The sequence below is a fragment of the Pseudoxanthomonas kalamensis DSM 18571 genome, assembly GCF_010211745.1.
Lineage (GTDB): Bacteria > Pseudomonadota > Gammaproteobacteria > Xanthomonadales > Xanthomonadaceae > Pseudoxanthomonas_A > Pseudoxanthomonas_A kalamensis.
Genome location: NZ_PDWQ01000001.1, coordinates 21,506 through 39,377 on the forward strand (window position 1 = coordinate 21,506; position 17,872 = coordinate 39,377).

Annotated in this window: 13 protein-coding genes; 4 read left to right on the plus strand and 9 right to left on the minus strand. The window is 65.0% G+C overall.

All coding sequences use genetic code 11. The features are described 5' to 3' along the window. Window positions 1–3 precede the first annotated feature (3 nt). From CSC70_RS00140 to CSC70_RS00150, 3 genes are read left to right on the plus strand one after another with little or no spacing between them, the layout of a single operon-like run. A complete protein-coding gene (locus CSC70_RS00140; protein WP_162454617.1) occupies window positions 4–1,497 on the plus strand; it encodes a DNA polymerase Y family protein in 1,494 nt (497 codons plus the stop codon). A 56-nt stretch (window positions 1,498–1,553) separates the two neighbouring features. Then, window positions 1,554–2,000, plus strand: a complete 447-nt coding sequence (locus CSC70_RS00145) for a DUF192 domain-containing protein (RefSeq protein WP_162454618.1) — start codon at window positions 1,554–1,556, stop codon at window positions 1,998–2,000. 38 nt (window positions 2,001–2,038) lie between these two features. After that, window positions 2,039–2,884, plus strand: coding sequence for a SirB1 family protein (locus CSC70_RS00150; RefSeq protein ID WP_162454619.1), 846 nt, complete (start codon window positions 2,039–2,041; stop codon window positions 2,882–2,884). A 9-nt stretch (window positions 2,885–2,893) separates the two neighbouring features. Here CSC70_RS00150 and waaA read toward each other — a convergent pair whose 3' ends face one another. Next, window positions 2,894–4,186: a lipid IV(A) 3-deoxy-D-manno-octulosonic acid transferase gene (waaA, locus tag CSC70_RS00155; protein ID WP_162454620.1), complete on the minus strand. Its 1,293-nt coding sequence runs from the start codon at window positions 4,184–4,186 to the stop codon at window positions 2,894–2,896. A gap of 39 nt (window positions 4,187–4,225) precedes the next feature. Here waaA and lpxL point away from each other — a divergent pair, with 39 nt between their 5' ends. Then, complete coding sequence (gene lpxL / locus CSC70_RS00160) at window positions 4,226–5,158, plus strand: LpxL/LpxP family Kdo(2)-lipid IV(A) lauroyl/palmitoleoyl acyltransferase (RefSeq protein ID WP_162454621.1); 933 nt, start codon at window positions 4,226–4,228, stop codon at window positions 5,156–5,158. An 82-nt stretch (window positions 5,159–5,240) separates the two neighbouring features. Here the strand turns inward: lpxL and CSC70_RS14550 are convergent, their stop codons facing one another. From CSC70_RS14550 to tssH, 8 genes are all read right to left on the minus strand, one after another. Next, window positions 5,241–6,197 (minus strand): DUF6708 domain-containing protein, encoded by a 957-nt coding sequence (locus CSC70_RS14550; protein WP_211369380.1) that lies wholly within the window; start codon window positions 6,195–6,197, stop codon window positions 5,241–5,243. 1 nt (window position 6,198) lies between these two features. After that, window positions 6,199–6,585, minus strand: a complete 387-nt coding sequence (locus CSC70_RS00170) for a hypothetical protein (protein WP_162454622.1) — start codon at window positions 6,583–6,585, stop codon at window positions 6,199–6,201. A 138-nt stretch (window positions 6,586–6,723) separates the two neighbouring features. After that, entirely contained in the window at window positions 6,724–7,635 is a 912-nt protein-coding gene (locus tag CSC70_RS14650; RefSeq protein WP_246189280.1) for a DUF6708 domain-containing protein, read from the minus strand. A 1-nt stretch (window position 7,636) separates the two neighbouring features. Next, on the minus strand, window positions 7,637–10,954 hold the full coding sequence (locus tag CSC70_RS14555; protein WP_211369381.1) for a T6SS effector BTH_I2691 family protein: 3,318 nt from the start codon (window positions 10,952–10,954) through the stop codon (window positions 7,637–7,639). 18 nt (window positions 10,955–10,972) lie between these two features. Then, the gene (locus CSC70_RS00185) at window positions 10,973–11,893 is read right to left on the minus strand and encodes a DUF4123 domain-containing protein (RefSeq protein ID WP_162454623.1); all 921 of its coding nucleotides are present in this window, start codon (window positions 11,891–11,893) and stop codon (window positions 10,973–10,975) included. 4 nt (window positions 11,894–11,897) lie between these two features. Further along, window positions 11,898–14,681, minus strand: a complete 2,784-nt coding sequence (locus CSC70_RS00190) for a type VI secretion system Vgr family protein (RefSeq protein ID WP_162454624.1) — start codon at window positions 14,679–14,681, stop codon at window positions 11,898–11,900. Between the two features lie 41 nt (window positions 14,682–14,722). Further along, a complete protein-coding gene (locus CSC70_RS00195; protein ID WP_162454625.1) occupies window positions 14,723–15,058 on the minus strand; it encodes a hypothetical protein in 336 nt (111 codons plus the stop codon). A 44-nt stretch (window positions 15,059–15,102) separates the two neighbouring features. After that, a complete protein-coding gene (gene tssH / locus CSC70_RS00200; protein ID WP_162454626.1) occupies window positions 15,103–17,844 on the minus strand; it encodes a type VI secretion system ATPase TssH in 2,742 nt (913 codons plus the stop codon). Window positions 17,845–17,872: the final 28 nt, after the last annotated feature.

A 17,872-nucleotide genomic window follows, 5' to 3' on the forward strand; every position in this document is an offset into this window, starting at 1 on the left:
CGCATGACCCTGCGCTGCCTGTTCGTCGACTTCAATTCCTACTTCGCCTCGGTGGAGCAGGAAGACCGCCCGGCGTTGCGCGGCAAGCCGGTCGGGGTGGTGCCGGTGCTGGCCGAGACCACCTGTTGCATCGCCGCCAGCATCGAAGCGAAGGAATACGGCATCGGCACCGGCACCCTGGTGTCGGAAGCGCGCGCGAAGTTCCCGGACATCGAGCTGGTCGAAGCGCGGCCGGCGCGCTACGTCGAAGTCCACCACCGGCTGATGGACGCCATCGGCGACTGCATCCCGCACGGCAAGGCCGAATCGATCGACGAAGTGCCGTGCTGGCTGATCGGACGCGAACGCCGGCGCGACAACGCGGTCGCCATTGCGGAAGCCATCAAGCGCCGCATCGCCGACGAGTTCGAGTGGCTCCGCTGCTCGATCGGCATCGCGCCGAACAAGTTCCTGGCCAAGACCGCCTCGGACATGCGCAAGCCCGACGGGCTGACCGTGCTTGAAGCCACCGACCTGCCGCAATCGCTGCTCACTCTGGAACTGAACGACTTCTGCGGCATCGGCCCGTCGATGCTGCAACGCCTGCATGCCGCCGGCATCCGCACCAGCGCGCAGTTGTGCGCGGCCAGCCGCGAACGCCTGCGACTGGTCTGGGGCAGCGTGGAAGGCGAGCGCTTCTGGATGCAGTTGCACGGCCACGACCTGCCCGAACGCCGGATCGTGCGCGGCTCGATCGGACATTCGCACGTGCTCGGCCCGGAACTGCGCAACTTCGACGGTGCCCGTTCGGTGCTGTTCAAGCTGCTGGCCAAGGCGGCCATGCGAATGCGCAAGGACGGCCTGCTCGCCCGCGGCCTGTCCATCCGCATGCGCTTCGTCGGCCTGGACAAGCGCTTCGAACGCGATCTGCCGTTCGCGCCGATCGACGACACCCCCGCCCTGCTGCACTTGCTGGGACAGCAGCTAGCCTCGTTGCGGCGGGCGATCGACAGCGGCCGCTGGAACCCGCACCGGCATCCGCCGCTATCGGTCGCGGTGACCCTGACCGGACTGGAGGAAGCCGGCTGCCAGAGCGGCGAGCTGATGCCGGGCCGTCGCCGCGACCGCGACGTGAGCCGGGTCATCGATGCGATCAACCGCAAGTACGGCAACAATTCGGTCTATTTCGGCGCCATGCAGCAAGCCGTGGCGCTGGACGCGGCGCCGATGCGCATCCCCTTCCAGCACGTGCCGGAAACCGAACACGAAGAGGACGCGGTGACCCGCAAGCGCCACGCCGGACCGTCGGCGGCCGACGCCGGCAGCAACGAGCTGTGGCTGCTGCGCGAACGGCAGACGCGGAAGATGGCCGAGAACGCGCATCGCCAGGCCCGACAACGCCCCTCGCCGTCCGCCGCGTCGGTCACGCGGCCGCCGAAGGCCGGCGTCGGCGGCTGGACCGACCGCAATCGCCACCCCGATCCACCCACCGCGGGCGAAACCGGCCAGCTGTTCTGACCCACCCGCGATCTGCCGCTACACTGGTTCGGTTTTTCACGTCTCCCGGTCCTGCCATGTCCACACGCCTCGCCCTGCCCTTCCTGCTCCTGCTGCTCGGCGGCTGCGCCAGCGCCGGCAAGCCCTGGGTCGAGCTGGCCGGCCAGCGCTATCAGGTGGAAATCGCCGACGAGGAACCGGAGCGCCAGCGCGGCCTGATGTTCCGCGACCGCATGGACGACGACCACGGCATGCTGTTCATCCACGACTTTGAAGAACCACTGGGCTACTGGATGAAGAACACCCGGATTCCGCTCGACATCCTGTATTTCGACAGTCAACGCAAACTGGTGGCGCAGCAGCGCGACGTGCCCCCCTGTTCGGCCGGCAACGCCTGCCCGACCTACCCCAGCGGCAAGCCGGCACGCTACGTGCTGGAGCTGAACGCCGGCCAGGCTGCGCGCCTGCAGCTGGAAAACGGCGCCGAACTGGGCCTGAGCAAGAACATTCCGATCGCGCCCTAGGGCTTGATTGTGCCGGCCACAAGCCCCACAGTCGGGGCATGGGGGAACGACTGACACTGCCGGACTGGGATTCGCTGGCGGCGCATGGCGACGAAAGCCTGCCCCTGCTCGGCACCGCCCTGCTGATCGCCAGCGACGAATACCCGGACCTGGACCCGGCCCAGTACGATGCGCTGGTGCAGAGCCATGTCGAGCATCTGCGCACCGAGATCGACGCCATCGACACCCGCCCGCTGAAGATGGCAGCGATCAACCGCCACCTGTTCGACGAACTGGGCTACAGCGGCAATCACGACGAGTACTACGACCCGCGCAACAGCTATCTCAACGAAGTGTTCGACCGCCGGCTGGGCAATCCGATCTCGCTGGCGATGGTGCAGATGGAAGTCGCGCGCCGGCTGGGCGTGCCGCTGGACGGGGTGTCCTTCCCCGGCCATTTCCTGGTCCGCTTGCCGGTAGACGACGGCATCCTGGTGATGGACCCGTTCAACGGCGGTCGCCCGCTGGGCGCCGACGAGCTGCGCGAGCGCGCCAAACCGCATCTGGGCGGCGACGTGCCGGACGACAACGCGCTGCTGCAGATCCTCGACCCGGCCTCGCACCGCGCCATCCTGACCCGGGTCCTGCGCAACCTGCACGGCCTGTACGCCGAACGCGACGAATGGGATCGCGCCGCGCGCAGCGCCGACCGCATGCTGAAGCTGACCCCCGACCAGCCCGACGCCCTGCGCGACCGTGGCCTGGCCTACCTGAAGCTGGACTACCTGACCGGCGCCCGCGCCGACCTTGGCCGTTATCTGGAACTGGCGCCGGAAGCGCAGGATTCCGACGCCATGCGCGAGCGCCTGGTCGAACTGAACGTACAGCCTTCGAAGCTGCACTAGGCAGCCGCCTCAGCCGGCCGGCAGGTCTTCGGCGATCATCGCCAGCGTCTTCTGCAACGCGCCGCGACCACGCTCGACCAGGTCACGGCCGGCAGCGGCCATTCGCGCGCGCTCGTCGGTGTCCTCCAGCAACACCCGCAATGCGGCGCCCACTTCCAGCGCATCGGCGCGCACCTTCAGCGCGCCCGCCTCCTGCAGGCGGCGCGAAATTTCGGCGAAGTTGTGCAGATGCGGGCCGGTGACCATCGGCGTGCCCACCGCCGCCGACTCCAGCAGGTTGTGCCCGCCGATGTCCTGCAGGCTACCGCCGACGAAGGCGACGTCGGCGCAAGCGTAGAACGCCATCAACTCGCCCAGCGTATCGACGACGAACACGTCGGCTTCGCCGGGCCAGCGCTCGCGGCTGCGGCTGGCGGTCCGATAGCCTGCGGCGCGCGCCAGTTCCAGCACGCGCGGAAACCGCTCCGGGTGCCGCGGCGCCCACAGCAGCAGCAGGTCCGGCCAACGCTGACGCAACTTGCGATGGATCTCCAGCACCGCGGTCTCTTCGCCTTCGTGGGTGCTGGCGGCGATCCAGGCCGGCCGCGTCTGCGGCGATTGCTGCCGGAATTCGGCCACGAACGCCTCCAGCCCGGCCGGCGCGGCGATATCGAATTTCAGGTTGCCGGTTTCGGTCACCGCCTCGGCGTTCGCCCCCAGGCGGACGAAGCGCTTGCCGTCCATCGCCGACTGCGCGCCGATCCGGCGTACCGTGCGCACGACCCGCGAGATCAGCGGCCCCAGCACCGCATAGCCGCGCAGCGAACGCGCCGACAGCCGTGCGTTGAGGATGTACAGCGGTACGCCTTGGTCGTGGCAACCCAGCAGCAGGTTGGGCCACAGCTCGGTTTCCATCACCAGCGCCAGACGCGGGCGGAAATGCCGCAGGAAGCGCCGAACCGCGCCGGGCAGGTCGTAGGGCACATACACGTGCTGCACGTCGTCGCCCCACAGCGCGCGCACCCGTGCCGAGCCGGTCGGGGTGATGGTGGTCACCAGCCAGCGCCAGTGCGGGTGCTGCCTGCGCAGCGCATCGACCACCGGGGCGGCGGCGTTGACCTCGCCCACCGATACCGCGTGCAACCAGACGTCCACCGGTTCGGCCGGTCCCGGATAGCTGCCATAGCGCTCGTTCCAGCGCTGGAAATAGTCGGCGAAACGGAACCCGCGCCAGATCAGGTGGTACACCGTGACCGGAGTCAGCACGTACAACACCGCCGAATACAGGGTGCGCAGCAGTCGCTCAGTCAGGTCCTTCGGCATGGGCAATTAGGATAACCGGCCGACCGCTACAATGCGTCAATGGCCGATCAGGACAAGCAGGCAACCACAGGCGAACCGCCGCCCCCGCTGGGGCTGCGGCAATGGCCGACCTGGATCGGCATCGGCCTGGCTTGGCTGCTGGCGCGGCTGCCGTGGACCTTCCAGCGCGCGCTCGGCCGCGGCTTGGGCTGGCTGCTGTACCGGCTTATGGGCAGCCGACGCAGGATCGCCGAACGCAACATCGCCCTGTGCTTCCCCGAACTGGACCTCGCCGCCCAGGCCGCCTTGGTGCGGCAGAGTTTCGTGGCCCTGGGCACCGGCGCCTTCGAGTTCGCCCGCGCCTGGTGGGGCAGTGTGGCACCGATGCGCAAACACTTGGTCGTCGAAGGGCTGGAGCATCTGCAAGCCGCGCGCGCCGGTGGCCGTGGCGTGATCGTGGTCTCCGGCCACTTCACCACCCTGGAAATCTCGGCCCGGCTGATGTGCGATTACGCCCCGCTGGCCGGCATGTATCGCCCGCACACCCAGGGCGCGATGGAGTGGGCGGTCCGCCACGGCCGCCTGCGCTATGCCAGCGCCATGTTCACCCGCGAGGAATTGCGGCCTGCGCTGAAGCATCTCAAGCAGGGCGGGTTGTTGTGGTTCGCGCCGGACCAGGACACCCGCCGCGGTGACAGCGTGTTCGTACCGTTCTTCGGCCACCCGGCCTACAGCCTGACCTCGACCCACCAACTGGCGCGCTTGTCCGGCGCGGCGGTGATCGCCTTCTCGCACGTGCGCCGCCCGGACGGCGGCTACACCCTGAAACTATCGCCACCTTTCGTCGACTTCCCCTCGAAAGACGCCACCGTAGACACTGCCCGCGTCATCGCCGCCATCGAAGGCATGGTCCGCGAGGCGCCCGACCAGTACCTATGGATCCACCGACGCTTCAAACGGCAGCCAGGGGATACAGGGTCGCTATATCAGTGATTGCCGGCGGAACCATCAATTCACGATAGTTTCTGCATTCTCGTGACAGCGAGTAGTGCAGTCGGGACTACCTTCTGTCCCCTCAAACCGCCTGGAATGCCAGCTTCATGACTTCTTCCGGGCTCAGTGCCGGGCCGCCGGCCTTGGCGATCACCTCGAATGGAAATTCCGGCAACTTGCCGAACCCGGATGTGCGCAGGGTCTCTCCCGGCTGTATCGGCGGGCCGTCTTCTTCCATGTAGCGGCGAATGTGCTCATACAATCGCCACAGCAATTCGTCTTCCCACCAGCCCTTGTAGCCGATGTTGATGAATATCTCGCATCGATGCGGGTCAGCCTCTTGCGGCCACATCAACACCAGCAAAGTGGACTCCCGTCCCGCCGAACCTGTGAACTCGGTCAGTTTGTAGCTGCGGGCACGAACATCCTCCCAGCGAAAGGTATGCACTCCATCAAATTTCACCAATTGCCAGAACTTCCAGAATCGAAGCGGTATTGGACGCAAGAAGGTGACCTCGCGAGTCTTTTTGTTGAAAATGACGGGAAGATCACTAGGCGCCAAAAAAATCAACTTAGACACATATATTGATATCATTAAAAAAAATATTGAAAAAAACCCGAAAATTAACGACATAATTATGTCTAATGCACCAATAGACCTGACTGTGTAGATATCATCTACAATATAATCATGGTGATTAACATATTCAAGTATAGGACTAAGAGAAAATGATCCTATTACCGGAAATGCTATTAATCCGATAACCAAAAGAATTATTAAAGATATTTTTTCATCAATTGCTCCTGATGCGGTACCCACTGCAATTGCATTAGGATAAATATTCACTAGCGAATCGCAGGTACTGGCCTTGCCATGCACCGGCTGCTTCTTGTCCTCCGGCGCTACTCGCCATGGGCGCCCGCCGCGCAATGCGCGGCGCCTTGTCTTGTTTTCATCGCCACTGAGATCGAACCACGGGTCTTCCGCGTTCCACTCCGGCAGGCGAATGTCGTAGTCGGGGTTGTCCTTGCGTGCCATGTCAGTTTGCCGTCAGCCTTTCGTCCACGATGATCTCGCCATCCACCGGGGCGTCCCATATCGTCACCTGACCACTGATGCCCGACACCGCATCGCGATTGATCTCGGCCCGTCGCGTCACGAAGTCCTCGGTCTCTTCCTGGTCGTCAATGTACCCCGGCCCGTCAACGAACTTGCCGTCACCGCTCAGTTCCCAGCCTTTCTGCTGATCGCTGTTGCCGCTCATCCAGAACGTCAGCTGATACTTGACCTGCTCGCGCAGGGCCTTGGGGATATACAGGGTAATCCGCGCCTCATAGGTGTCGGAAGGTACTCGTCGCATCACCGGTGCCCCGATGCCCACGGCTCCCATTTCCAAATCCATCTTGATGCCCGCTTCGAAATCCACCCGCGCTCCCAGCAGAATCTTGTTCAGCTCGTTCTGCTCGACCTGCAGGCTGGATCACTTGTCGCTGGCGGTACCCCAGATGCTTTTCTTGACCCATTCCTCGGTGGGTGTGTCGTCCAGATAGAGGGCAATGGCTCTTCAAGTCGCTGCCTGGTCGGCCAGCTTCATGACTTCTTCCGGGCTCAGGGCCGGGCCGCCCGCCTTGGCGATCACCTCGGGCGGGAACGCCGGCAATTTGCCGAACCCGGATGTGCGCAGGGTCTCCCCCGGCTGTATCGGCGGGCCGTCTTCTTCCATGTAGCGGCGAATGTGCTCGTACAGTCGCCACAGCAATTCATCCTCCCACCAGCCCTTGTAGCCGATGGTGATGATTTCCTTGCACTGCCGGGGATCGGACTCTTCACCCCACAGCAGGGCCAGCAGGTACGACTCGCGACCCGCTGAGCCAGTGAACTCGGTCAGCTTGTAGCTGCGGGCGCGAACATCCTCCCAGCGATAGGTGCGGACAGGACCCACACCGGGCTTCTGCCAGAACTTCCAGAAGCGCGCGGTCACGATGGGAAAGAAGGTCACCTCACGGGTGACGCGATTGAAGAGTACCGGGATATCGCGGGGGGTGAAGAATGCTATACGAAAAAAAAAGCCGCTAACATTTGCAAAGGCGCCTGCAAGTACACTTGATATCAAGAGCCATGCAACATCATTTGCGCTCTTAATGCTTCCCCATTTTATAAACTCCACTACTCCTGAATATACAAGGGAAATGCATCCAATTGCGGAAATTACGGAAAATATGACCATCATCGGCACCATCTCAGCCGAGCCTGCCGGAGCCCCCACTTCAATCGCATCCGGATAAACATTCAACAGCGAGTCACAGGTACTGGCCTTGCCATGTACGGGCTGCTTCTTGTCCTCCGGCGCCACCCGCCAAGGGAATTTGCCGCCCAGCAAGGTTTTGCGCTTCTCCTCGCTGAACGTGAACCACGGGTCTTCGGCCTTCCATTCGGGCAGGCGAATGTCGTAGTCGGGGTTGTCCTTGCGTGTCATGTCAGTTTGCCGTCAGCTTTTCGTCCACAATGATCTCGCCATCCATCGGGGCGTCCCATATCGTCACCTGACCACTGATGCCCGACACCGCCTTGCGATCGATCTGGGCCCGGCGAGTCACGGAGTCCTCGGCCTCTTCCTGGTCGCCGATGTACCCCGGCCCAGTGATGAACTTGCCGTCACTGCTCAGTTCCCAGCCTTTCTGCTGATCGCTGTTGCCGCTCATCCAGAACGTCAGCTGATACCTGACCTGCACGCGCAGAGCCTTGGGGATATACAGGGTAATCCGTGCATCGTAGATGTCGGTGGGCTCTTGTCCCACTGAGGCACCCATGGCAGAGGGGTACACCTTGGTCATCATCCGCACGCCGGCCTCGAAATCCACCCGCACCCCCAGCAGAATCTTGTTCAGCTCGTTCTGCTCGACCTGCAGGCTGGACCACTTGTCGCTGGCGGTACCCCAGATGCTTTTCTTGACCCATTCCTCGGTGGGTGTGTCGTCCAGATAGAGGGCAATGGCTCCGGCAATCAGGCCCAGTCCCACAAGCAGCAACCCCCAACCCGTCCAGGAGAGGCCCAAGCCTGCGGCCGTAATCCAGCCCACCGTCTCGGCGACCGCCAAGCCTCCAGCAATAGACGCACCTAGGAAGAATGTTGCTTGAGCTCTCCGAGCCCATGCTGTGTCATCGTCTGCCTCTCTAGCATCCTCACTTGCGGCTATATAGAGACAAACAGCATCAATCAGCAGCGACACCGCAGACGCCGAACCCGCCACCACCTTCAGCCCCGTTGCCGCCACCGTCTTGCCCCACTGCTTGGCAAACGCCTCGCTGATTTCCATCATGGCGGCGCTCAGGCCCAAACCTGCGGTCAACAACGATACCCGCGCATGCTGCCGTGCCTCCTGATCACCGGTATCGAGCTGATGCCAGGCCTTGCTGATGGCCAGCACCTGCAACACCCCGCCGGCCATGGACAACGACGCACCGCCCTGTTTGAACACCTGCACACTGTCGCGCAACAGCGTGTTGGTGTCCTTGCCCAGCTGGCGTGCCAATTGCGCCACCTGGTCGCCCCCCGTGGCCACCGCACCGGCCATGCCTGCCAGCGCCTTGTTGCCTGCCGCCTCTGTCTGCTCCAGTGCGCCCAGTACCGCCGGGGCGCTCGTCTGACTGCCATTGCGGACAGCCACGTAGAAATCCACAAGATCCTCGGCCAGTTTGGGGCTGCCGCCCAGGTCAAACCACATGGCGCCGCCCAGTACCAGGCTCTTGACCCGAGTGCTTTCCAGTTCGGTCACGGTGCGCTTGACCAGCTCGCGGGTCATGCCCATCTGCCGCCGCCAGTACCGGGCCGCCACATCGATGGGAAGCTGCAGCTTGTGGATAGTGACTCCCATCCGTCCAGCCAGAGTGTCCACACCGCTTTCCACCACGATCTGCAGCTTGGCAAAGAACTCCGGCTGCAGCTGCTGCAACTTGTCCAGCCCCATGGCCGTACCGCCGATCACCGGCATCAGCACGCCACCCAAGCTGGAAGCCAGCAACCTGAGCACGGGCAATTGCCGGGCAATCAGGCGGACTTCCGGCACGGCCTGCAGCAATGCGCGATTGCCTGCCGGCATACCTGCCGCCTTGCCTTCGGTCACTGCCTTCTCGATCTCGTCGATCAGCTTGAAGAAGGTCTTGATTTCCTTCAGGACCTTGGTGGGCTTGAACGCCTCGAATGCCGATTTCTGGTTACCCAACAAGGCACGGATCAGTAGTGCTTCCGGGTCGGAGGGATCTTTGAGCAGGAAATCGCGATACCACTCCAGGCCCACATCGGTGATTGGTCCTGCGTAGGTCAGCTTGCACACTGAATCGCAATAATAGATGCCATCCGCCGGGGATTCGGTATCGAAGTCGTGCGCAGTGACCAGCTTGCGCGCCTCCGAATTCAACCAGGCACCGTAGTCCTGCTCCAGCTTTTGCAGCCGCTGGGCATCCTGCCGGGCTTTCTGTGCATGTGTATCCAGAAACTGGCGATATGCTGGCGTGCCTTTCGAGGCTTCGGTCAATCCGTCCAGCACCTGTTCCTTGAAGTCCTTCGCATCCCCATCTATCTCGGCATTCGACACGAAGCGTATCTGGCCGACTCCCGGCTTTCTAAAGCGTCCATCGCCTTCCGCACCATCCCACCCATAGATGTACACGGGCTCCAACGTGGCGTCTGGTGGAATCTTGTCGGCCTGTTTCAGTCGCTCGAACTCAGTCGGACTGACCTCCCTTCCATTCATACCGGCATACTTCGGGTCGGCATTGACCGCCTTGCGCGCTTTGCCCTGATCCTCGGCGCGCTTGAGCAGCCCTTCCACCATCAACGCCGACTGGAACCGCCGGAATCCCTGTGCCTGCGACAGCACCCAATCACTGGAGGTGCTGCACAACGTCACCCGACGTTGGGCCGCTTCGGCAGTTGCGCCAATGGGGTCGGCTATGCAGATGATCTTGGCCGCATCCAGCGGGTAATCGTCGCGGCGCGAAGCGGTTGCCGCATTGGATGCCCCTAATATCTGCTGCGCTCTCTCCGCCAGGTCATCGGCCCGCTCCGGTCGTGTGCCGGCGACCCCAGGCTCCCGCGCCAACAGAATGGGGGCAAACGGATTACCGTCGAAAGCATTTGCTGGCCGACCCGGATCGTAATCTGCTATCGCATTGCGTACGTTGTCAGCCGTCAATTCAATGGAAGACCGACATTCGGCCTGTTTGGCATCGATTCGTGTCATACGCTGCTTCCGCAGCTGCTTGTCCGCGGCGTACTGCTCGCGCACTTTGGAACTCCAGAAGTGGTCGCTGTAGCCCACCCACACCTTGCCGGCACGCTTGGCGTCGGGGATGACCAGCAGCATGGCAGTGGCATAGGACGCTGTACGCTGGCACGAAAAACCCTCGCCATCCTGACCGGACGGCATTCCCACCGGGTAATAGGGGATCAAATAGCCGCCGGCATGCACTTTAAACGCCTGCCAGCCATGATTTTCCTTCAGTTCCGGCGTGTGTGGAGTTTCGTAAAAAACCATCACGAAACCGGGGCGAAGTGCGCGCGCCACGTAACCCGACACGGAAGAAGGAAGCGATGGCAACGGCAATTCCTGATTGAACAGCGGACGCAGCAGCGATTGCTTCCCGCTTGTGTAATTGCCGTCGGCAATGCCCGGGCGTACCAGCAAAAGGGGCAATCCGATCTTCTGGCAGGCTTCGCAGCCCCCCGATTGACACGCGGGCGTGCCCGAAGCCGCTTGCTGCGCATTGGCCGAATAAGAGTGTCCGTCCGCCATGTTCGTTCGCTTCCTGTTCTATGCGTAGGCCAAAGGGACTTGCAGATGTCCAGCCATCAAGTCTGCGCGCATTGCGTCCCAGCCGTATGGGTCCGGGATTCGCGCAAGGGCGTCCGCCAGCGGCTCTCCCTGCTGGAGTGCCTGATCAATTGCCGCGACAAACGTCGGATGCGCGGCCAGCCGCGGGTGCACTTGCAGGATATAAGCACCGACCAGGACGCTGTCCTGTCGGTCGCGAATATCGAGTTGCCTGACCCCGTGCAGTGCGTTGACCGCTTGTTGCAGGTAGTCCGTCGGCAACTCGGTGCAAAATCCCAGCCAGCCACGCAACAGATCCTGGGCCATCTGGCAGTCTTGCGCATGCGTCCATTGCTCAGGCCGCAAGTGCAATGGCGGCTTCGGCCCAGCTTGCTCGGCACGGCAATACGTCACAAGCTCTCCACGCCGATCTAGACAAGTCCAGCGGGCTACGGGTCCCAGCAACTGGCACCGTTGAGCTTCGTCCAGAACGGGCCACATCCACTCCAGTACGCGCCGGTCCGCCCAGCGCAGATATCGGTTGCCGCCACCGTTGGGGAGCTGTATCGACATTGTGGACGCCAGATGCTTGGCCAGCACTTCCGGCGTCGCTTCGGAGATCAGCCAGCCCCCAATTGCGAAGCCATCGTTCTTTTCGGCTGATGCCTGTCCCTGTTCGTCCCGGGCGGCCTCGACGCTGGCCTGCAATACATGTACGTCCTGGGGCCGGAAGGGGACCAGTCTGGGAAATTGATCCGGTTGCAACGTCACATGCTTGAGCGGAATCGGGACTGGAACGCACTCCTGCGCTTCCAACCATTCAACGGCCAGCGGCTCCCGTAACATTGGGTCGAACAGCACGCAGGTGGTCATGGCTTGATTAGTCTGCAGGCTTTCGCCCAGTTGGCGCACGATGTCCATGTCGCTACAACATTGCCGCGCCGCCAGCTGCGGCGGCAGCGTCCTGCTTCGGACAGGCTTTCAATTCCCCTTGGGGAATCTGCGCTTGGCCGCTCGCGCTCTTCGGCCCGGTCAGTTCCTTCTGGCTGGCCTTGAACTCGATGGTGCCAGGGGCGCCGAGTTCGATGTTGCCGCCTTCGAGCTTGATGTAGGCGCCGGCGGCGGTCAGCAGGACGTGCTTGCTGGGCGAGGACACTTCCACTTCGGCCTGGGTACTGGCCACGCGGATGCTGTCCTGCGCAGCGACGCGGGCCAGGTTCTTGTGCGCGCGGGCGCTGACCTTGCCTTGCGCGGCGTGCAGGGCGATGCCGGTCTCCTGGTTGGGCTTGCCCTGCGGGGGCGGGCCACCGTGGGTGAACAGCAGCGTGCCGCCGCCGCTGGCGATGACGGTTTCGCCCTGGCTGAGCCAGTTCAGGTCGCGACCGGCGTCCAGCAGGGTCTGGGTGCCCGAGACCCAGTGCTGGTCGGCCGGGGTCAGCGCCAGTACGCCGTCGACGCCGCTGCCGAGCAGGACCGGGGCGCTCCAGCCCGGCGCTTCGCCGTCGCCGCCTTCGATGCCGTTGCCCGGCGCGCTGCCGCTCTGGGTCGCGGCCAGGGTTTCCTGCAGGGCCTTCAGGCTTTCCTGCGCCGGCAGGGTGTCGGGGTCACCTTCCAGCACGGCGGTCTGCGTCTTGGCGGTATCGGCCAGTGTCTGCAGAAGCTGTTCGCCTTGCGCCAGCTGTTGCTGCGCCTGTTGCGCGTCCAGCTGCCGGCGGCCCGCTTCAGTGCTGAGCAACAGACCCTGGCCGCTGCGCAACGCACCGAAGGCCTGGGTGTTCAGTTCGATGCCGTAGCCGCGTTCGGCCCCGCGCACATTGTCCTGCCCGCCCTTCAGATGACCCAGGGTCAGGGTGCTGGCTTGCTGGGTGGTGGACAGCTGCGCACGGCCCTGGCCGGGAGTGTCGTCCAGCCGCAGCTGCTGGTAGCCGCCGCTGCCGTCCTGGCTGGCGCCCAGCGCCTGGCTCTTGAAGCCGGTGAATACGGCCTTGTGGTCATTGCCTTCGAACCACGCCGGCGCGTTGCCGGTGGCCCCGGCCAGGCCGCCGCCCACCTGGTTGTGCGGGGCGTCGGCATTGCCCTGGCCGTTGTACAGCGCCCCGACAATCACCGGACGGTCGATATCGCCTTCCAGGAAGCCCACCAGCACTTCCTGGCCGATGCGCGGCACGAACACGCCGCCCCAGTTGTCGCCGGCCCACGGCGTGGCCACCCGCACCCAGGTCTCGAACTGGCCTTCGTCGGCCGCCGCCGCGGCGTCGGCCTGCATGCCTTCGCCGCGCGGGCGCACGGACGGCAGCTGCACCCGGATGCGGTGGTCGCGGTCGGTATGCACCGGACCTTCGCCGACCACGATGCCGGTCAGGGTGCCGGCCACGCTCGGTTTGGGGTGGCGGCGCAGGCCGTGATCGTCTTCCAGCTTTGGCCGGTACGGGGTGCTTGCGGGAATGGCGCTGAAACGATTGCTATAGAAGCCTTCGCCCAGCTGCAGGTTGTCGCCGGCCACGTCGGGCCGGGCATCGTCGTGCGGCAACTCGCCAGCATCGCGCGGGTGCGGGTCGCTGCCCAGCCCGGCCAGCGCCGCGGGCAGCGCCGGGCGTGCCAGCGTCACCGCGCCCAGCAGGGCCTCGCTGCGCTCGGCCACCTCCGCGCCCAGGTTGTTGCGCGCCCAGTGCCGCACCTGCAGGCACAGCCAGTCGCCGTCGCCCTGCCCGTGTTCGACCAGGGTGAAGCGGGCGCCGGCCTGCAGTGCGCGCCAGCTGCCGCGGCCGGCGGCGACCCTGGCCTGCACCTGCAGCGCTTCCAGCTGGCGCGCGACCAGGCGTTCGCCTTCGTCGCGGTCGTGCCAGGCGTAGGGGCCGGCGGTGTCCTCGTCGTTGGCGGTGATTCCGCCATGCGCCTTGCCTTCGGCGCTGGCCGGGCGCAGCGACAGGCTGCGGTAATCCCAGCTGGCACGGCTCAGGCTGCCGGTCTGCGCGCGGGTGGTCAGCTGCCAGCGGGTCACGCTGTCCGTGCGCTCGCTGGCGTCGCTGCGGTGGAAGCGCACCGCGCCGAGTTCCGACAGCGCGTCGTTGCCGTCGAACAACACCAGCGTGTGCGCACCCAGATGCTCGGCGGAGGCATCGCCGGCATGTTCGATGCAATAGCCAATGCCTTCGTCGGCCAGCAACCGTGCGACGAAATTGAAATCGCTCTCGCCGTATTGCGTGGTCAGGCTGCGCCGGCGGTACACGCTGCGGTCGGTCAGTTCCCAGCGCCAGGCCGGGACCAATTCGCCGGCCTCGGCGTAATCGGCGAACACGTCCTCGACGATCTCGACGACCGACTTGTCCTGGAACACATGGCTGTCCACCCGCTGCCGCAGCAGCGCCAACCACGGCTCGATCCGCAGCCGGTAGCGGGCCAGGCCGCCGTTGCTGCCTTCGTGTTCGAACGCGGTGACGTGGCCGTGGAACGGGCGCAGGCTGCCGTCGGCCTGCAGCAGTTCCAGCAGCACCGCGCGGCCGGGCAAGGCGGCCAGATCCAGCTGCGCGTCCAGCGACAGCGCGGTCAGTTCCAGGCAGTAGCCGCCGGCATCCAGCGACTCGACCCCGTCCAGCGTCTCGGCCACCAGCACGTCCGGACCGAGCGGCGTGTGCAGCCGCAGCAGCCGGCCCGACTGGCGGGGTCCGGCAGCCAGCAACGTGGCCAGTGTGGCGATTGCGTCTTCCATGGCGTCCACCTCCTTGCAGCGCCCCGGTCAGGTGCGCGCATTCATCCGCTGATTTCCCGTACCTGCAGCCGCGGCGCCTGCCGGCAATGCAGTTGCCAGCAACGACCGCCGACCTGCAGCGCCAGGGTCGCCTGGGCGGCATCGCCTGCGCCGGGACCGGACAGCCGCCAGGGCTGTGCCTGCATGCGCAGCAGCAGGGCGCGGGCGGCGGGACGGGCGGCGACGGCGGCATCGCCCAGAAGATCGACCACGGCCGCCGCGTCCGGCTGGCGCAGGCCGCGCAGCGCCTGCGGACCGGGCGGTTGCTGCCCGCGCTGGTTGCGGCCGCAGGCGGCGATCAGCGCCTCGCGCGGGGTTCCGTAGATGTGCATGTCCATTGCGGTGCTCCTTGCGGTGAAAAATCTTCCCTGCAGTGCCGGCTTCACGCGATTCTGTACTTGAACGCGCCCTTCTTGTCGGCCGACACCTTGATGCTCTCGATTCTACCGCCCTCGGCCATTCTTGCCAGCACGGTTTCGGCGATCTCCGGCAACAGGTTGCCATTGAGGATGTGATCGACGTTGCGGGCGCCGCTGTCGACTTCGGTACAGCGCGCCAGCACCGCTTCGACCAGACTGTCGTCCCAGCTGAACGCGGCCTTGTGGTTGGCCAGCACGCGGTCGCGGATGCGGCCCAGCTTGAGCGCGATGATGGCGGCCAGCACCTCGTCGCCGATCGGGTAGTACGGCACCACCTTCAGGCGACCGAGGAAGGCCGGCTTGAACGATTTCATCAGCACCGGACGCAATGCCTCGGCCAGGTCGTCGGCGGCGGGCAGTTCGGCCGCCGGCTTGTTCAGGCAGGACTGCATGATCTGCGCCGAACCGATGTTGGAGGTGAGGATGATCAGGGTGTTGCGGAAGTCGATCTCGCGGCCTTCGGCGTCGTCCATCATGCCCTTGTCGAACACCTGGAAGAACATTTCCAGCACGTCCGGATGCGCCTTCTCGACCTCGTCCAGCAGCACCACGCTGTACGGCTGCCGGCGCACCGCCTCGGTCAGCACGCCGCCTTCGCCGTAACCGACATAGCCGGGCGGCGAGCCTTTCAACCCGGACACGCTGTGCGCTTCCTGGTATTCGCTCATGTTGATGGTGACCAGCTTGCGCTCGCCGCCGTACAGGATGTCGGCCAGCGCCAGCGCGGTTTCGGTCTTGCCGACGCCGGACGGGCCGACAAACATGAACACGCCGCGCGGCTTGTTGGGGTCTTCCAGCTTGGCGCTGGCCGTGCGCACGCGCTGGGCCACCGCGTCCAGCGCATGGTCCTGACCGATGACCCGCTCGCGCAGCAGCGGCGCCAGATTGCGCACGGTACGGATCTCGTCCTTGACCATGCGCCCCAGCGGAATGCCGGTCCAGGCCGAAACGATCTCGGCAACCACGGTGCCGTCCACCTGCAGCGGCACCATCGGCGCCTCACCCTGCAACTGCCGCAACTGGTCCTGCAGCGCTTCCAGTTCGGCCTGTTGCGGCGAAACCGCAGCAGCCTTCTTGGCGGTCTTCCTGGCTGCCTTCCTTGCCGGCTTGGGCGCGGACGATTCCGTGGCCTCGGCCCCCGGCGCCGGTGCCACCGACGATTCCAGCGCCTCGCGCAAGGCGCGGATGCGCGCGGCCAGCGCCTGCTCCTGCTGTAGCCGGGCCTGGCTGTCGGCCAATACTTGTTGCGCCTGCGTCTGCTGTTCGTGCAGTTCCGCCAGCCGCTCGGTGTGCCGGCCGCCGCCACTGGCCGCTTCGCGCTGCAGCGCCGACAGTTCAGCGTCCAGTCGTTCCAGGTACTTGGCGGTGTCCTCGATGATCGCCGGGGTGGCGCTCTGGCCCAGGGCGACGCGGGCGCAGGCGGTGTCGAGCACCCCGACCGCCTTGTCCGGCAACTGCCGGCCGCTGATGTAGCGGTGCGACAGCCGCACCGCCTCGGTGATGGCCTCATCCAGCACGCGGATGCCGAAATGCTTTTCCATCAGCGGCACGATCCCGCGCAGCATCGCCGCGGCGATGTCTTCGCCGGGCTCCTCGACCTTGACCACCTGGAAGCGGCGGGCCAGCGCGGCATCCTTTTCGAAGTACTTCTTGTATTCGCTCCAGGTAGTGGCGGCGATGGTGCGCAATTCGCCGCGCGCCAGCGCCGGCTTCAGCAGGTTGGCCGCGTCGTTCTGTCCGGCCTGGCCGCCGGCGCCGATCATGGTGTGCGCCTCGTCGATGAACAGGATGATCGGGTGCGGGCTCTTCTTGACCTCGTCGATGACGTTCTTGAGCCGGTTCTCGAATTCGCCCTTGACGCTGGCACCGGCCTGCAACAGACCCATGTCGAGCACGTGCAGCTCGACCCCGCGCAGCACCTCGGGCACGTCGCCGACAGCGATCCGCAGCGCCAGTCCTTCCACCACCGCGGTCTTGCCGACGCCGGCCTCGCCGGTGAGGATCGGATTGTTCTGCCGGCGCCGCATCAGGATGTCGACCAGCTGGCGGATCTCGCCGTCGCGGCCGACCACCGGGTCGATGTGGCCGTCGCAGGCGCGCTGGGTCAGGTTGGTGGTGAACTGGTCCAGCGCCGGGGTTTTCGACAGGCCCGGGGCCGGCGTCTCGGCCATCCCGTCCGCGTCGCCGTCCTGCGGCGCCTGCGCATCGGCGAAGCGCACCCCTTCGCCGGCCTCGCACGAGCCTTCGGTCAGTTTTGCGAAATCGTGCTTGAGTTCTTCGCGCTTGAATCGCACGAACAGCTTGGAACCGCGATAGGCCAGTTGCGCCAGGTCCGGTTCGGTCAACAGGGCCAGCAGCAGGTGTCCGCTGCGGATGCGGCTGGTTTCCGAGTCCAGTGAGGCGATCAGCCAGGCATGTTCGAACAGCGCCGGCAGGTGCGGCGAGAACACCGGCGTGCGCGCGTTGCCGGTGTGGAAGCGGCCAATCTCTTCTTCCAGATCGCGCTGCAGCGCATCGGTGGCGATGCCGCTGCGGCGCGCGATCAGGCTGAAGTCGCTGTCGTGCTGCTCCAGCAGGGCCAGGAACAGGTGCTCCAGATCGACTTCGTAGTTGCCGCGGGCGATGCACAGGTTGGCGGCGCGTTGCGCGGCCTGGCGGCAGGTGTCGTCCAGTTTGCCGATCAATGTCTTCAGGTTGATGCTCATGCTGCGGGGTCGTCCTTGAGTGGGGTGC

What these genes read in the sequence shown, in the direction of transcription:
- CSC70_RS00145 (WP_162454618.1), top strand. Translation starts at nt 1,554, where the DNA reads ATGTCCACACGCCTCGCCCTGCCCTTCCTGCTCCTGCTGCTCGGCGGC.
- waaA (WP_162454620.1), bottom strand. Translation starts at nt 4,186, where the DNA reads ATGCCGAAGGACCTGACTGAGCGACTGCTGCGCACCCTGTATTCGGCG.
- CSC70_RS00140 (WP_162454617.1), top strand. Translation starts at nt 4, where the DNA reads ATGACCCTGCGCTGCCTGTTCGTCGACTTCAATTCCTACTTCGCCTCG.
- lpxL (WP_162454621.1), top strand. Translation starts at nt 4,226, where the DNA reads ATGGCCGATCAGGACAAGCAGGCAACCACAGGCGAACCGCCGCCCCCG.
- tssH (WP_162454626.1), bottom strand. Translation starts at nt 17,844, where the DNA reads ATGAGCATCAACCTGAAGACATTGATCGGCAAACTGGACGACACCTGC.
- CSC70_RS14650 (WP_246189280.1), bottom strand. Translation starts at nt 7,635, where the DNA reads ATGACACGCAAGGACAACCCCGACTACGACATTCGCCTGCCCGAATGG.
- CSC70_RS14550 (WP_211369380.1), bottom strand. Translation starts at nt 6,197, where the DNA reads ATGGCACGCAAGGACAACCCCGACTACGACATTCGCCTGCCGGAGTGG.
- CSC70_RS14555 (WP_211369381.1), bottom strand. Translation starts at nt 10,954, where the DNA reads ATGGCGGACGGACACTCTTATTCGGCCAATGCGCAGCAAGCGGCTTCG.
- CSC70_RS00185 (WP_162454623.1), bottom strand. Translation starts at nt 11,893, where the DNA reads ATGGACATCGTGCGCCAACTGGGCGAAAGCCTGCAGACTAATCAAGCC.
- CSC70_RS00190 (WP_162454624.1), bottom strand. Translation starts at nt 14,681, where the DNA reads ATGGAAGACGCAATCGCCACACTGGCCACGTTGCTGGCTGCCGGACCC.
- CSC70_RS00195 (WP_162454625.1), bottom strand. Translation starts at nt 15,058, where the DNA reads ATGGACATGCACATCTACGGAACCCCGCGCGAGGCGCTGATCGCCGCC.
- CSC70_RS00150 (WP_162454619.1), top strand. Translation starts at nt 2,039, where the DNA reads ATGGGGGAACGACTGACACTGCCGGACTGGGATTCGCTGGCGGCGCAT.